13 protein-coding genes and 1 tRNA gene are annotated in these 14,976 nt (G+C 71.3%); 7 read left to right on the top strand and 7 right to left on the bottom strand.

The features are described from left to right. Positions 1-51 precede the first annotated feature (51 nt). Positions 52-1,344 (top strand): class I SAM-dependent methyltransferase, encoded by a 1,293-nt coding sequence (locus JAO84_RS13915; RefSeq protein WP_370413143.1) that lies wholly within the window; start codon positions 52-54, stop codon positions 1,342-1,344. A gap of 80 nt (positions 1,345-1,424) precedes the next feature. Here the strand turns inward: JAO84_RS13915 and JAO84_RS13910 are convergent, their stop codons facing one another. Together JAO84_RS13910 and JAO84_RS13905 are read right to left on the bottom strand one after the other, a co-directional pair. Then, entirely contained in the window at positions 1,425-3,953 is a 2,529-nt protein-coding gene (locus JAO84_RS13910; RefSeq protein ID WP_370413141.1) for an ABC transporter permease, read from the bottom strand. Between the two features lie 65 nt (positions 3,954-4,018). After that, complete coding sequence (locus tag JAO84_RS13905) at positions 4,019-4,789, bottom strand: ABC transporter ATP-binding protein (RefSeq protein ID WP_370413140.1); 771 nt, start codon at positions 4,787-4,789, stop codon at positions 4,019-4,021. A gap of 413 nt (positions 4,790-5,202) precedes the next feature. On the opposite strand from JAO84_RS13905, the gene JAO84_RS13900 reads away from it, so the two are divergent. Both JAO84_RS13900 and JAO84_RS13895 read left to right on the top strand, forming a co-directional pair. Then, positions 5,203-5,284: transfer RNA gene (locus JAO84_RS13900), tRNA-Leu, on the top strand. A gap of 144 nt (positions 5,285-5,428) precedes the next feature. Beyond that, positions 5,429-6,319 carry a Bax inhibitor-1/YccA family protein gene (locus JAO84_RS13895; RefSeq protein ID WP_265868346.1) on the top strand — a complete coding sequence of 297 codons (891 nt, stop codon included), beginning with the start codon at positions 5,429-5,431 and terminating at the stop codon, positions 6,317-6,319. 82 nt (positions 6,320-6,401) lie between these two features. Here the strand turns inward: JAO84_RS13895 and JAO84_RS13890 are convergent, their stop codons facing one another. After that, complete coding sequence (locus tag JAO84_RS13890) at positions 6,402-6,962, bottom strand: TetR/AcrR family transcriptional regulator (protein WP_370413139.1); 561 nt, start codon at positions 6,960-6,962, stop codon at positions 6,402-6,404. Positions 6,963-7,065: 103 nt separating this feature from the next. Between JAO84_RS13890 and JAO84_RS13885 the strand changes: the two genes are divergently transcribed. Beyond that, positions 7,066-7,938, top strand: coding sequence for an alpha/beta fold hydrolase (locus JAO84_RS13885; protein ID WP_370413138.1), 873 nt, complete (start codon positions 7,066-7,068; stop codon positions 7,936-7,938). A 24-nt stretch (positions 7,939-7,962) separates the two neighbouring features. Here JAO84_RS13885 and JAO84_RS13880 read toward each other — a convergent pair whose 3' ends face one another. After that, entirely contained in the window at positions 7,963-8,193 is a 231-nt protein-coding gene (locus tag JAO84_RS13880; protein ID WP_265868343.1) for a DUF4287 domain-containing protein, read from the bottom strand. Between the two features lie 99 nt (positions 8,194-8,292). On the opposite strand from JAO84_RS13880, the gene JAO84_RS13875 reads away from it, so the two are divergent. Beyond that, positions 8,293-8,622, top strand: coding sequence for a hypothetical protein (locus JAO84_RS13875; protein ID WP_265868342.1), 330 nt, complete (start codon positions 8,293-8,295; stop codon positions 8,620-8,622). Between the two features lie 36 nt (positions 8,623-8,658). On the opposite strand, the gene JAO84_RS13870 is transcribed toward JAO84_RS13875, so the two are convergent. The 3 genes from JAO84_RS13870 to JAO84_RS13860 form a co-directional block, all read right to left on the bottom strand. Next, positions 8,659-9,615, bottom strand: a complete 957-nt coding sequence (locus tag JAO84_RS13870; protein WP_370413137.1) for a hypothetical protein — start codon at positions 9,613-9,615, stop codon at positions 8,659-8,661. A 213-nt stretch (positions 9,616-9,828) separates the two neighbouring features. Further along, complete coding sequence (locus tag JAO84_RS13865) at positions 9,829-11,049, bottom strand: acetyl-CoA C-acetyltransferase (protein WP_265868341.1); 1,221 nt, start codon at positions 11,047-11,049, stop codon at positions 9,829-9,831. A gap of 111 nt (positions 11,050-11,160) precedes the next feature. Beyond that, complete coding sequence (locus JAO84_RS13860) at positions 11,161-12,225, bottom strand: SGNH/GDSL hydrolase family protein (RefSeq protein ID WP_370413136.1); 1,065 nt, start codon at positions 12,223-12,225, stop codon at positions 11,161-11,163. 125 nt (positions 12,226-12,350) lie between these two features. Here JAO84_RS13860 and JAO84_RS13855 point away from each other — a divergent pair, with 125 nt between their 5' ends. Both JAO84_RS13855 and JAO84_RS13850 read left to right on the top strand, forming a co-directional pair. Beyond that, complete coding sequence (locus tag JAO84_RS13855; RefSeq protein WP_370413135.1) at positions 12,351-13,745, top strand: cystathionine beta-synthase; 1,395 nt, start codon at positions 12,351-12,353, stop codon at positions 13,743-13,745. A gap of 385 nt (positions 13,746-14,130) precedes the next feature. Continuing rightward, positions 14,131-14,964 (top strand): MurR/RpiR family transcriptional regulator, encoded by an 834-nt coding sequence (locus tag JAO84_RS13850; RefSeq protein WP_265868337.1) that lies wholly within the window; start codon positions 14,131-14,133, stop codon positions 14,962-14,964. The last annotated feature ends 12 nt before the right edge of the window (positions 14,965-14,976 follow it).

Genomic DNA, 14,976 nt, shown 5'->3' with positions numbered 1-14,976 from the left:
TCCCATGGTGACGAGCATTTCTGGGGCACGAGATCACGGAGGTGTTGCACCATGGCCGACGCCGCGTCGCGGCTGACCGCCCTTGCCGAGGACGTCCTGGGAGCGAAGCTCCCGGTGCGCCTGCGGGCCTGGGACGGCAGCGAGGCCGGTCCTGCGGACGGCCCCGTACTGATCGTGCGCGAGCGCCGCGCCCTGCGGCGGTTGCTGTGGAAGCCGGGGGAGCTGGGGCTCGCCCGGGCCTGGGTGGCCGGGGAGATCGATGTCGAGGGCGACCTCTACACGGTCCTGGACCGGCTGGCCGGCTTCCTCTGGGAGCGCGACGCGGAGACCCGCGGCGCCCTGGAGACCGTGCGCGACCCGAAGGTCAGGGCGGCGGCGAAGACGCTGCTCAAGCTGGCCGGCCCGTTCCCGCCGCCGAAGCCGCCCGTGGAGGAGATGCGCGGGCGCAGCGGCACCCGGCACAGCAAGCGCCGGGACAAGCAGGCGATCAGTCACCACTACGACGTGGGCAACGAGTTCTACGAGCTGGTCCTCGGCCCGTCGATGGTCTACTCGTGCGCCTACTGGACGGACACGGGCACCCTTGAGGAGGCCCAGCGCGACAAGCTGGACCTGATCGCCCGCAAGCTCGCGCTCAAGGAGGGCGACCGGCTGCTCGACGTGGGCTGCGGCTGGGGCTCGATGGCGATCCACGCGGCCAGGGAGTACGGGGCGCGGGTCGTCGGCATCACCCTCTCCCGCGAGCAGGCCGCCTACGCCCGCAAGCGGATCGCCGACGAGGGCCTGACCGACCGGATCGAGATCCGCGTCCAGGACTACCGGGACGTCACCGACGGGCCGTTCGACGCCATCTCCTCCATCGGCATGGCCGAGCACGTCGGCGCGGTGCGGTACCGGGAGTACGCGGACATCCTCTTCCGGCTCCTGAAGCCCGGCGGGCGGCTGCTCAACCACCAGATCGCGCGCCGCCCGGAGCCCGACGAGGAGGCGTACGAGGTGGACGCCTTCATCGACGCGTACGTGTTCCCGGACGGCGAACTGGCCCCGATGGGCCGCACCCTGACGACCCTGGAGGAAGCCGGCTTCGAGGTGCGGGACGTCGACGTGCTGCGCGAGCACTACGCGCTGACGCTGCGCCGCTGGGTGGCCAACCTGGAGGCGCACTGGGACCGGGCGGTCCGGCTGACCTCGCCGGCCCGGGCGCGGATCTGGCGCCTGTACATGGCGGCCTCGGCGGTCTCCTTCGAGCGCAACCGGATCGGCGTCAACCAGTTCCTGGCGGTGAAGACGCCGGCCTCGGGCGCGAGCGGCCTGCCGCGGCGCTCGCGGGAGTGGACGGAGTAGCCGACTCCGCGCCCGTACGGGTACGGCGAAGGGCCGGGCTCCCCCAGGGGAGCCCGGCCCTTCGCCGCGCCACGCGTGCGCTACTCGGCCTTGATCGCGGCCAGCATGTTCAGCTTCGCCGCGCTGCGCGCCGGCCACAGGGAGGCGAGCACGCCCACCAGTCCGGCGAGGAGCAGGAAGATCCCGATCCGGCCCCAGGGCAGGACGAGCGCGTAGTCCGGCAGGCTGGCCCTCAGGGTCTCGCCGATCGCCCAGCCCAGGAAGGAGCCGAGGGCGATGCCGACCACCGCGCCGAACAGCGAGATGACCACGGCCTCCAGACGCACCATCCGCTTCACCCTGCGCCGGTCGAGACCGATCGCCCGCAGCATGCCGATCTCCTGCTGCCGCTCGAAGACCGACATCGCCAGGGTGTTGACGACCCCGAGCACCGCGATGATCAGGGCCATCGCCAGCAGGCCGTACATGATGTTCAGCATCATGTTGATGACGCCGCCGAACTGGTCGCGGATGTCCTTCTGGTCCATCACCGTCATGGCCGGGTTATCGCCGAGCGACTTCGTCACGGCCTTCTCGGCCGCGGCCGACGGGCCGCCGTCCATCTTCACGAAGATCTGCGGGATGTACGGCTTGGGGTCGTGCGCGTTGAGCACCTTGGTGTCGAGCATCAGCGGCGAGACGAACTCGCTGGCCTCGTAGACCGCGCCGACCGTCAGCTCGCCCTTCTTCTTGTCCGAGTACTCCACCGGCAGCTTCGAGCCGACCTTCCAGCCCTGCTTGTCGGCGGTCTTGTCGTCGACCGCGACCTGACCTGCGGCGAGGGTGCCGAGGGAGCCGTTGACGACCTTGACGTTGAGCACCTTCTCGATGTCGCCCGGGGTGACGCCGGAGACGGACTTGAAGGTCCCCTTCACCTGGACCCAGCCGGCCTGCTGCGGGGAGACGGCGGTGGCGCCCGGGGTCTTCTTCACGGCGTCGAGCGCGGCCTGGTTGAGGCCCTCGCCGCTCGCCATGGTGATCATGTAGTCGGCCTTGATCTGGTCGGTCGTCATCCGGTCGACGGCCGAGCCGACCGTGGCGCCGAGCACCGAGAGGCCGGTGACCAGGGTGAGCCCGATGGCGAGCGCGGAGGCGGTGGCGCCGGTGCGGCGCGGGTTGCGGACCGCGTTGAGACCGGCCAGCGTGCCGGCCACGCCGAAGGCCTTGAGGACCGGGCGGGACAGCGCGATCACCGGACGGGAGAGCAGCGGGATCAGCACGATCACGCCGATGAGGGCCAGGAAGGCACCGCCGGCGATCATCATCCGGCCGTCGTCGCCGCCCTTGGAGGCGCCGAGGGCGATGGCGCCCACGCCGAGCGCGGTGACGATCGCGCCGATGGTGTTGCGGACGACCAGAGACTTGGTGGTGGCGACCGCGTGGACGCTGCTCATCGCGGCGACCGGCGGGATCTTCGCGGCGCGGCGGCCCGGCAGCCAGGCGGCGAGCACGGTGACGAGGATGCCGACGGCGAGCGCCGAGACCAGCGGGGTGGCGCCGATGACCAGCTCGCCCGCGGGGACCTTGAGCCCGAAGGCGTTCATGCCGGAGCGCAGTCCGGCGGCGAGCCCGATGCCGAGGACGAAGCCGATGGCCGAGGCGACCAGACCGACCAGACCGGCCTCGATGAGCACGGAGCGGGTGATCTGCTTGCGCGAGGCACCGACGGCGCGCATCAGCGCGAGCTCCTTGGTGCGCTGGGCGACCAGCATGGTGAAGGTGTTGGAGATCAGGAAGATGCCGACGAAGAGCGCGATGGCGGCGAAGCCGAGCAGCATCTGGTTGAGCGCGCCGAGCCCGGCCTCGATGTCCTTGGCCTGCTGGTCGGCGAGCTCCTTGCCGGTCTGGGCGTCGGCGGTGTCGCCGACGACCGGCTTCACTGCGGCGAGGATCTTGTCCGCGTCGGCGCCGGCCTTGGCGCTGACGCTGATGTCGGAGAAGAACCCGGGCCGCAGGAACAGCTTCTGGGCGACGTCGGTGTCGAACAGGACGAGGCTGCCGCCCGCGTTGACGGCGCCGTCCTCGGTGGTGAAGACACCGGCGAGGGTGTAGGTCTCGACGGGGCCGTTGGTGGCCACCCGGACCTGGTCGCCGACCTGGTAACCGCCCTTGGCGGCGGTCTCCTTGTCGAGCGCGATCTCGTCGTCCTTCACCGGGCCCTGGCCGGTGGTGAAGGCGTACGCGGAGTCCTTGCCGTCCTTGCCGGGGGCGAAGTTGCCGCCCTTGTTGGACCAGCCGGTGCCGATCAGCTTGCCGGCCTTGTCCGGCACGCCGGCGAAGCCGCTGACGCGGCCGGTGGCGTCGGCGACGCCGTCGAGCGCGGCGATCTTCTGCCGGGTCTGCTCGGACAGGCCGGGCGTGGAGTTGGGGTCCTTCTGGTTCGGGGCGGCGCTGACGGCCACGGCGACCTGGTCGTAACTCTTGGCCGACTGGTTGCGGAAGGCGTTGGACAGGGTGTCGGTGAAGACCAGGGTGCCGGAGACGAAGGCCACGCCGAGCATCACGGCGAGCACGGTCATCAGCAGCCTGGCCTTGTGCGCGAGCACATTGCGCAGGGCGGTACGGAACATGGAGGTGTCCTGGGTACGGAAGGTGGGACGGCGGACGGGGAGGAGACGGGCCCGGGGCCCCGGGCTCAGCTCGTGCGGCCCTTGGCGTCGAAGGCCTTCATGCGGTCGAGCACGCCGTCCGCCGTCGGGTGGAGCATCTCGTCGACGATCCGGCCGTCCGCCAGGAAGATCACGCGGTCCGCGTAGGAGGCGGCGACCGGGTCGTGGGTCACCATCACCACGGTCTGGCCGAGTTCGCGCACCGAGTTGCGCAGGAAGCCGAGGACCTCGGCGCCGGAGCGCGAGTCGAGGTTTCCGGTCGGCTCGTCACCGAAGATGATCTCGGGCTTGGAGGCCAGGGCGCGGGCCACCGCCACGCGCTGCTGCTGGCCGCCGGAGAGCTGGTTGGGGCGGTGGCTCAGCCGCCCGGACAGGCCGATCATGTCGATGACCTGCTGCACCCACTGCTTGTCGGGCTTGCGGCCCGCGATGTCCATCGGCAGCGTGATGTTCTCGAGCGCGGTGAGCGTCGGCAGCAGGTTGAACGCCTGGAAGATGAAGCCGATCTTGTCCCGGCGGAGCTGGGTGAGCTGCTTGTCCTTGAGGCTGCCGAGCTCGGTGCCGCCGATCCGGACCGAGCCGGAGGAGAAGGAGTCGAGGCCGGCGACGCAGTGCATCAGGGTCGACTTGCCGGAGCCCGAGGGGCCCATGATCGCGGTGAACTCGCCCTGCCCGAAGTCGACGCTGACCCGGTCGAGGGCGACCACCTGGGTCTCGCCCGATCCGTAGACCTTGCTGAGGTCGGTGGCACGGGCGGCCACCGCGGTCGAGCGGTGCACGGTGGGGGTGGTGGTCACGACGGCGACTCCTGTCACTGCGACGATTCGGGAACCACTCCATCGTGTCGTTCGTACCGCGCCGGGACGTCCGTCCACGTGCCCGTTCGAGGGGCCCTCTGGAGTCGGACCGCCGGGCCGCCCCGTCATCCTGAGGTATGACGGTGACCCCGAGACGCCGGACCGGTGCGGAGGCCGCCGTGGAGGGCACCCGGGAAGGTGACGGAGTCCCGCCCTGTTCGGCGGCGAGTTTTCGTCATTCCACCCCCCTCGTCTTTGCTGGCGCGACCCTGGTCACACTTCGTCACAAGGCCCCCCACCTGCGCTGACGCACCCTCAGGTGTCAATAAAATAAGACAACATCGGGCCAGCGTTCGACTGAACGGGCGAACGCGCCCCGATAGGCTCCTGTGCCAACGCGGAGCTTCGCGCACGCCCGGATGGTGGAATGCAGACACGGCGAGCTTAAACCTCGCTGGCCTTCGGGCCGTACCGGTTCGAATCCGGTTCCGGGCACTCCTCGGCGCCCTCGCGGCGCCGCCTCGGCCGACTCCCGCTCGACACGATCGTATAAAGATCCTCCCCGAGCACGAGGGAGTTCCTTTTGCCTTCCTATTACTCTTGACGCAAGGCCGCGCAGTGCGGCCATGGAGGAGTGAGATGAGGAGCAGCAACCCGGTCTTCTCGCGACGGGGGTTCAGCCGCGACAACGCCTACGCGGGCGCGCAGCAGCCGCAGGCCGGGGGCGTCGGAACCAACCCGTACGCCACCGGCAACCCTTACGCCGAGGGTGCCGCCAACCCGTACGCGACCAACCCGTACGCGCCGCAGGACACGCAGTTCGGCGCGCCGCAGCAGGTGCGCGGCAATGTGATGACGATCGACGACGTGGTGAGCCGTACGGCGATCACGCTCGGCACCGTCGTCGTGACCGCCGTGCTGTCCTGGCTGCTGCTGCCGGTCGACCCGGCCAACCTGAACAAGTCGTACGCCATCGGCGTCGGCGCCGGTCTGGTTGCCCTCGTCCTGTCGCTCATCCAGTCCTTCAAGCGCAAGCCGGTCCCCGCGCTGATCCTCGGCTACGCGGCCTTCGAGGGCGTCTTCCTCGGCGTGATCTCCGCCGCGGTGTCGACGTACATCGCGGACGGCGTGGTCGCGCAGGCGGTGCTCGGCACCATGGCGGTCTTCGCCGGTGTGCTGATCGCCTACAAGATGCGCTGGATCCGCGTCACCCGCCGCTTCTACGGCTTCGTGATGGCGGCCGCGATCGGCTTCGTGCTGCTGATGGCGGTCAACCTGCTGTTCGCCGTCTTCGGCGGCGGTGACGGCCTGGGCTTCCGCAGCGGCGGCCTCGGCATCATGTTCGGCGTCATCGGCATCATCCTGGGCGCCTGCTTCCTGGCCCTGGACTTCAAGCAGGTCGAGGACGGCATCACCTACGGCGCTCCGCGCGAGGAGTCCTGGCTGGCGGCCTTCGGTCTCACCATGACGCTGGTGTGGATCTACATGGAGTTCCTGCGCCTGCTGTCGATCCTGCAGGGCGACGACTGACGCACCGTGTGACCACGGCGTGAACTGAGAAGGGCCCGTCCGGCATCCGCCGGGCGGGCCCTTCCGCGTTCCCCGGTGTCGCTCAGTCCACGTACGCGTCGAGCAGCACCCGCGCCGCGTCCTTGGCCTGGGCGGCCGGCTCGGAGGTGCCGTTGATGCCGGCCACGACCATGGCGCCGTTGGCGAGCAGGGCGAGCTGGTCGGCGAGGGCGGGCGGGGCGTTCATGGCCCCGGTCTGCTCGGCGAAGTAGTCCCGCAGGGCCTGCTTGTGGCCGCGGGCGAGGCCGGCGATGTCGGGGGAGATGCCGCCCATCTCGCCGAAGGTGTTGATGAAGGCGCAGCCCCGGAAGTCGGGCTCGGCGAACCAGGCGCCGAGATAGTCGAAGACCGCGAGGGCCCGCTGGTACGGGGTGGTGGCGTGGGTGGCGCCATGGGCGGCGATGGCCTCGCGCACCGCCTTGTCGCGGCGCTCCAGGACCGCCCAGACCAGATGGTCCTTGGACGGGAAGAGCTGGTAGAGGCGCTTGAGGGAGACCCCGGAGGCGCCGCGGATGGCGTCCATGCCGACGGCCTGGACGCCCTTCTCGTCGAACAGCGTCTCGGCCGTCTGAAGGAGCTTCAGCTCCGCGGTCTCCGCGTCCATCACCGATCACTCCTCGGAAAGCGCCCTTGCGGGGAGAACCATCGTTCTCCTACTCTACAGGGCATCGGGAGAACGATCGTTCTCCACCGTCCGGGGAGGTCCCATGTCCGCATTCGCCCTGCGCGCCCGCACCGAGAACATCGACGGCCTTGAGGTCTTCTACCGGGAGGCCGGCGACCCCTCGCGCCCCACCCTGGTGCTGCTGCACGGCTTCCCGAGCAGCTCGCACATGTACCGGGGCCTGATGGCCGCGCTCGCCGACTCGTACCACCTGATCGCACCCGACCACATCGGCTTCGGCGCCTCCGCCGCGCCCGCCGTGGACGCCTTCGACTACAGCTTCGAGAAGCTCACCGAGATCACCCTGAAGCTGCTCGACCGGCTCGGCGCCGACCGCTTCGCCCTCTACATCCAGGACTACGGCGCACCCATCGGCCTGCGCATCGCCGCCCGGCACCCCGAGCGGGTCACCGCGATCGTCACCCAGAGCGGCAACGCCTACCTGGAAGGCTTCACGCCCTTCTGGGACGTGCTCTTCGCCCACGCCAAGGACCGCGAGGCCAACGAGGACGGGGTGCGCGCGCTGCTCACCCCCGAGGCCACCCGCTGGCAGTACACCCACGGTGTGCCGGCCGACCGGCTGGACCGGATCGGCCCGGAGGCCTGGACCCTCGACCAGGCAGGCCTCGACCGGCCGGGCAACCAGGAGATCCAGCTCCAGCTGTTCTGGGACTACCAGTTCAACCTGGACGGCTACCCGGCCTTCCAGGAGTACTTCCGCACCCACCGGCCGCCGCTGCTCGCCGCCTGGGGCCGCGGCGACGAGATCTTCGGCCCGGCCGGCGCCGAGGCCTTCGCCCGCGATCTGCCGGACGCCGAGATCCATCTCCTCGACGCCGGGCACTTCGCCCTCGAGACGCACGGCGAGGAGATCGCGGAGCTGGTCCGCGACTTCCTCGGCCGGCACGTCAACTGAGGGGAGTGGGCTCCGACCGGCGGGTCAGAGCATGCGGCGGGCGGCCCTCCGCAGGTCGTACTCGTGGATGATCGCCTTGGCGTGCCCGTAGGCGAGCCCGTGCTCGCCGCGCAGCCAGCTGACCTTCTCCTCGAAACGGATGAGGGACGGACCCTCCTCGACGGCCTTCAGCCAGTCGGACACCTCACGACCGGTGCAACGGGGGATGCGGGCCAGCAGATTGCGATGGGTCTCTTCGGAGAATGTGCGGGACATCGGCGCCTCCGGACGCGTTGTGCCTGTGCTCCTTCACGTCACCGTGCCCGAGCGTTCGCCCGTTGGCAATGGTCCCCGGACGGCGCGTAGGGTCGCGGGGTGCGCGATACGACCGAACTGACCGCCGCCGCCGAGCGCTTCGCCGACCGGCTGCGGGCCGCCCCGCAGAGCCGCCTCCAGCGCGGTGCCGCCGCCGAGGGCCTCGCGCTGGCCAGGGAGTTGGCGGCCCGGGCGCAGCGTCTGGAGGACCCGGAGCGGGAGCCCCGGACCATGCCCGACGCCGGGGTGTTCGTGGTCGCCGACCAACTCGCGGTCGCCGCCGCGGATCTGGCCGAAAGTATGCGTACGGCCCCGGCAGGAGCCCCCGGAGGGGACCTGGACGAGGCCGTGGAACTCGTACGGGCGGCACAGGCCCGCGCGGGCCTGTAGGGGGCCTGTAGGGGCCGTACGGCGCCCCCAGGGGCCCTACAGGCTGGCGATCACGCGGTCCGCGAGGATGTAGACGTTGTCCTCGGGCGCCTCGCCGCAGGAGAAGGTCAGGGCGTAGGCGCCGGAGACGCCCGAGCCGCCGAGCAGGACGGGGGTCTGTCCGGCGCGCAGGGCACCGGCGAGCCGCTCGGCGGTCTCGCGGTGGCCCGGGGTCATGCACAGCGTGGTGCCGTCGGCGAACACGTACACGTCCAGGGTGCCCAGCGGGCCGGGACGGACGTCGGTCAGCGCCGTACGGGTGTCGGCCAGCTCCTCAAGCCGCGCCACCGTGCGCTCGTGGTCGGTGACCACGGGCGTGCGGACCGGCACGAAGTCCGGGTGCGAGGGGTGCCGACGGCGGGCGGCGGCCAGCTCGGGGGAGTCCTCGGGGTACTCGCCGGCGCCGGCCGGCTCACCGGTCAGCTCGCCCGCGAGCTCACCGGCGAGCTCGGGGAACTCGTCGAAGGTCTCGAAGGTGTCGAACGTGTCGAAGGCGTCGAGGAGCTCCGTCGGGTCCTGCAGCGCGGCCTCGCGGCCCGGGCCGTCGAGCGCGGCGGCCTCCGCCTCCATGGCCTCCAGGGCCATCGCCTCCAGGCCCGTGAAGTCGGCCTGGCGCGGGACGAAGTAGGGGCCGTCCTCGCCGGGGCCGGCGAGGCCGCCGAGCAGCGACGGGGCGTCGGCGGCGTCCCGGGCCTCCTGCGCGGCCCAGAAGGCGCGCGCCTCGGCCAGCTCGCGCTCGCGCTCCTCGGCCAGGGCCTCGGCGACCGCGGCCCGTATCTCGGCGGCGGGCGTCTCGCGGGCCTGCTGGGGGACGGACGCGCCCTGCGCGGTTGCGATCTCGCCACGCAATGCGATGATCTGCTTACGGAGAGCGTGGGCGGAGTGCAGGGCCGCGGCGCCCACGGCCGTGGCAGCGGCGGTGGTCACCAGCAGGGCAAGAGACAGAGCGCTCACTGACGTACTCCCGATTCCGAGTCGATCCCCCCGACTTCCTACATCAGAGTGTCCTGAGGTCGCGCGTCCTGTCAGTGCATTACGTCACGAAATGGACAGGTATTTGGGCCGGGTGTTTAGTCCCGAAACCCCTGTGACCTGGGAAAACAACTCTCCCCCGGGATGTATGTCACATCCTGGGGGAGATTCGGTCACGGCTTGGACGCGGGGCGGTTAGCTCAGGCGCTCGATGACCATGGCCATGCCCTGGCCGCCGCCCACGCACATGGTCTCCAGACCGAACTGCTTGTCGTGGAACTGGAGGCTGTTGATCAGGGTGCCGGTGATGCGGGCACCCGTCATGCCGAAGGGGTGGCCGACGGCGATGGCGCCACCGTTGACGTTCACCTTGTCCAGGTCGAAGCCCAGGTCGCGGTAGGACGGGATGACCTGCGCGGCGAAGGCCTCGTTGATCTCGACCAGGTCGATGTCGCTCGCGGTGAGACCGGCGCGCTTGAGCGCCTGGTTCGACGCCTCGACCGGGCCCAGGCCCATGATCTCGGGGGACAGGCCGGAGACGCCGGTGGAGACGATCCGGGCCAGCGGGGTCAGGCCCAGCTCGCGCGCCTTGGTGTCCGACATGATCACCAGCGCGGCGGCGCCGTCGTTCAGCGGGCAGCAGTTGGCGGCGGTGACCAGGCCGTCGGGGCGGAAGACCGGCTTCAGGCCGGAGACGCCCTCCAGGGTGACGCCGGCGCGCGGGCCGTCGTCCTTCGACACGACCGTGCCGTCCGGGAGCGTCACCGGGGTGATCTCGCGCTCCCAGAAGCCGTTCTTGATGGCCTGCTCGGCCAGGTTCTGCGAGCGGACGCCGAACTCGTCCATGTCCTGGCGGGTGACGCCCTTCCAGCGCGCCAGGTTCTCGGCGGTCTGGCCCATGGCGATGTACGCGTCGGGGACCAGGCCGTCCTCGCGCGGGTCGTGCCAGGTGGAGCCCTCGGAGGCGGCGACGGCGGCCGTACGGGCCTCGGCGTCGGCGAAGAGCGGGTTGTGCGTGTCGGGCAGCGAGTCCGAGTTGCCCTTCACGAAGCGGGACACCATCTCGACACCGGCCGAGATGAAGACGTCGCCCTCGCCCGCCTTGATCGCGTGCATCGCCATGCGGGAGGTCTGCAGCGAGGAGGAGCAGTAGCGGGTGATCGTGCAGCCCGGCAGGTGGTCCATGCCCATCTGCACGGCCACGATGCGGCCCAGGTTGTTGCCCTGCTCACCGCCGGGCAGACCGCAGCCGAGCATCAGGTCGTCGATGTCGCGCGGGTCCAGCTCGGGGACCTTGGCGAGGGCGGCCTGGATGATCGTGGCGGTGAGGTCGTCGGGCCGCAGGTCCTTCAGGGAGCCCTTGAAGGCCCGGCCGATCGGGGAGCGGGCGGTCGAGACGATGACGGCTTCGGGCATCACGGCTCCAGGAGGATGCGGAGTGGGCGGACAGAAAGGGAAGTTACCTGCACGTACCGCGCGGGTCACCGGCCACGGTGTGTGATGCGGACCTCTTTTCTAAGCGCCCGCTCAGTCCTGGGGGAGGGGTGCGGAGGTGTCCCGCTGTCCATTGTCCCGCCCGGTCCCGTGTCCGTTCTCCCGCCCGTGCTCCTCCGGTACGGGGGTGCCGCCCGGCAGCGGCAGCCGGCGCCGCCTGCGGTGCTTGAGCAGCGCCCAGGGCGCCCGGGCGCCGGTGACCTCGGTGCCGGCCTCCCGGACCGCCTCCGCCGCCGCCTTCGCCACCGGCAGCATGTTCTCGCGGCGCGCCACGTCGAGCCGGTCGGCTTCCGGCCAGACCCCGAGCGCCGCGCAGACGGTCGGAAGGACCGCCATCGCCGCCGTCGCGTACCCCTCCGCGGAGGGGTGGAAGTTGTCCACGCCGAACATCTCGCGCGGGTTCTCCGCGAACTCCGGCCCGAGCAGGTCGCCGAGCGACACCGTCCGCCCGCCCTGCTCGACCACCACGATCGTCTGGGCCGCCGCGAGCTGCCGCGAGGCCCGCCGGGCCAGCCAGCGCAGCGGCTGGTAGACCGGCTCGATGGTGCCGAGATCCGGGCAGGTGCCCACCACCACCTCGGCGCCGGCCGTGCGCAGCCGCCGTACGGCCGCCGACAGACAGCGCACGGACTGGGTGGCCGGCATCCGGTGGGTGACGTCGTTCGCGCCGATCATGATCACGCACACGTCCGGGGGACCCGACGGCGCGGCGAGCAGCAGTGACACCTGCCGCTCCAGGTCGTCCGAGCGCGCCCCGGACAGCGCCACGTTCCGCAGGTCCACCGGGCGCTCGGCCACCGCCGCGAGCCCCGAGGCGATCAGCGCCCCCGGGGTCTGCCCGACCCGCCGCACCCCTTGCCCGGCCGCCGTGGAATCACCCAGAAGGGCCAGCCGCAGCGGCTCCTCGGGGCCGAACTCCCGCCCGTACCGGCCGTCCGACCCGGGCGGCAGCGGCGCCACCCCGCCCCCGACCGACTTCTTGGCCAGCGCGACCTCGGCGAGCAGCACGCCCACGGCCGCCACACCGAGCAGACCGATGCTCCCGCCGCCGTACGCCGCGCCCGCCGCGATCCGCCGCGCCACCCTCGCCCTGGACATCCGGGCCGCCACCTCCTTCAGGCCGCATCCGAGCCGTCTCGGTTACTCCTGCCCCGTAAGCGGCTCCGGCTACGCATTCCACGGAATACGCTGGCTGCACCATTACGGAGACCCCGGAGACTACGGTGCAATTCCACGACTCGATGATCAGCCTCGTCGGCAACACCCCGCTGGTGAAGCTCAACAGCGTCACCGCCGGCATTCAGGCGACCGTCCTGGCCAAGGTCGAGTACTTCAACCCGGGCGGCTCGGTCAAGGACCGCATCGCCCTGCGCATGATCGAGGCTGCCGAGGAGAGCGGCGCGCTCAAGCCCGGCGGCACCATCGTCGAGCCCACGTCCGGCAACACCGGCGTCGGCCTGGCGATCGTGGCCCAGCAGAAGGGCTACAAGTGCATCTTCGTCTGCCCGGACAAGGTGTCCACGGACAAGATCAACGTGCTGCGGGCGTACGGCGCCGAGGTCGTCGTCTGCCCGACGGCGGTCGACCCCGAGCACCCGGACTCGTACTACAACGTGTCGGACCGGCTGGTGCGGGAGACCCCCGGCGCCTGGAAGCCCGACCAGTACTCGAACCCGAACAACCCGCGCTCGCACTACGAGACCACCGGTCCCGAGCTGTGGGAGCAGACGGAGGGGAAGATCACCCACTTCGTCGCGGGCGTCGGCACCGGCGGCACCATCTCCGGCACCGGCAACTACCTGAAGGACGCCTCCAAGGGCAAGGTCCAGGTCATCGGCGCCGACCCGGAGGGCTCGGTGTACTCCGGCGGCTCCGGCCGCCCGTACCTGGTCGAGGGCGTCGGCGAGGACTTCTGGCCGACCGCCTACGACCAGAACGTCGCCGACCGGATCGTCGCGGTGTCCGACAAGGACTCCTTCCAGATGACCCGCCGCCTCGCCAAGGAGGAGGGCCTGCTCGTCGGCGGCTCCTGCGGCATGGCGGTCGTCGCCGCCCTGGAGGTCGCCAAGGAGCTCGGCCCCGACGACGTCGTGGTGGTGCTGCTGCCGGACTCCGGCCGCGGCTACCTGTCGAAGATCTTCAACGACGAGTGGATGGCCGACTACGGCTTCCTGGAGGACACCTCCTCCGCCACCGTCGCCGACGTCCTGACCCACAAGTCGGGCGACGTGCCCTCGCTCGTCCACATGCACCCGGACGAGACCGTCGGCCAGGCCATCGAGGTGCTGCGCGAGTACGGCGTCTCCCAGATGCCGATCGTGAAGCCGGGCGCCGGCCACCCCGACGTGATGGCCGCCGAGGTCGTCGGCTCGGTCGTCGAGCGCGAGCTGCTGAGCGCGCTGTTCACCCAGAAGGCGTCCCTGGAGGACCCGCTGGAGGACCACATGTCCGCCCCGCTGCCGCAGGTCGGCTCGGGCGAGCCGGTCGCCGACCTGATGTCGGTGCTCGGCGACGCGGACGCGGCGATCGTGCTCGTCGAGGGCAAGCCGACCGGTGTGGTCAGCCGCCAGGACCTGCTGGCCTTCCTCGCCGCGAGCGGCGGCGGCCGCCAGCACTGAGGCCCGGTAAGGGGGTGCCGCGGGGCCGCCGCGGGTCCGCTTCGGGTCCGTTCGCGCAAACGGTACGAGCGCGACACGTACCCGCAGCACCCCCTTAACAAGGCCACGGCAGAGTCTTACCCGTCGGCGTCACGGATCTCCGGAGCGGCTCCCGGACCTCCAGACGACGCCGCCGGACGCGGACCGGCCCTGACCCGGGCCCGTGTCCCTCGCGGGGACCGCCGTCGTCCCGCCCCCCGGAAACGGGGGTGCGGCGGTCCCCGCGCAACTTTCCCCCGGCCTTCGCGCCCGCCCTTCTCCCCGTCCTCTGCTTGCCTGTCTGCATATCCTCATGCAGAGTTCCAGGTGACTGAATAGATGGACGGGTGGAAGGGGGACGGCAGGCATGAGCGACAGCCCGGCCGGACGGCTGCAGGCGCTCTTCGAGGGGCACCGGCTCACACCGACCCAGCGCCGCATCGCGCACTGCATGGTGCGCCGCGCCGCCGACGTGCCCTTCCTGTCCAGCGTCGAACTGGCCGAGCTCGCCGGCGTGAGCCAGCCCTCCGTGACCCGCTTCGCCGTGGCCCTCGGCTTCGACGGCTACCCGGCGCTGCGCAAGCACCTGCGCGACAGCGTGCCCGCGGTCGCCGAGGAGCACACCGAGCACAACGAGTACCAGCAGGCCGTGCTCGGCGAGATCGAGAACCTCAAGCACCTCGCCGCGCTGCTCGCCGACCCGACCCCGGTCGAGCGGGCCGGGCGGCTGCTCGCCGGCTCGCGCCCGCTGCCCGTGCTCGGGCTGCGCGCCGCCTCCTCGCAGGCCCGCGGCTTCGCGTACTTCGCCGGCAAGGTGCACCCGGACGTCCGGCTGCTCGACGAGGGCGGCTCGATGCTCGACGACCGCATCGACGCGGCCGTACGGGCCGGGGCCTCGGCCCTGCTGTGCTTCGCGCTGCCCCGGCACCCGCGCGAGGTCGTCGACGCCCTCGCCCACGCGCGGGCGGCCGGCCTGCAGGTGGTGACCGTCGCGGAGTCCGCCTTCGCCCCCGTCGCCGCCCACAGCGACCTGCTCATCCCGGCCGCCGTCGGCACCGGCCTCGCCTTCGACACCGCCTGCGCCCCGATGCTGCTCGGCCGGGTGCTCCTGGAGGCGATGGCCGACGAGCTGCCGGACGCCCAGGCCCGCCTGGAGGAGTTCGACACGAAGGCGGCGGCGCGCGGCCTGTTCGTCGACTAGGGCCCGTCCTTC

The organism is Streptomyces fradiae, from assembly GCF_041270065.1.
Classification (GTDB): Bacteria; Actinomycetota; Actinomycetes; order Streptomycetales; family Streptomycetaceae; genus Streptomyces.
This window is presented reverse-complemented; position numbering and strand designations above follow the sequence as displayed.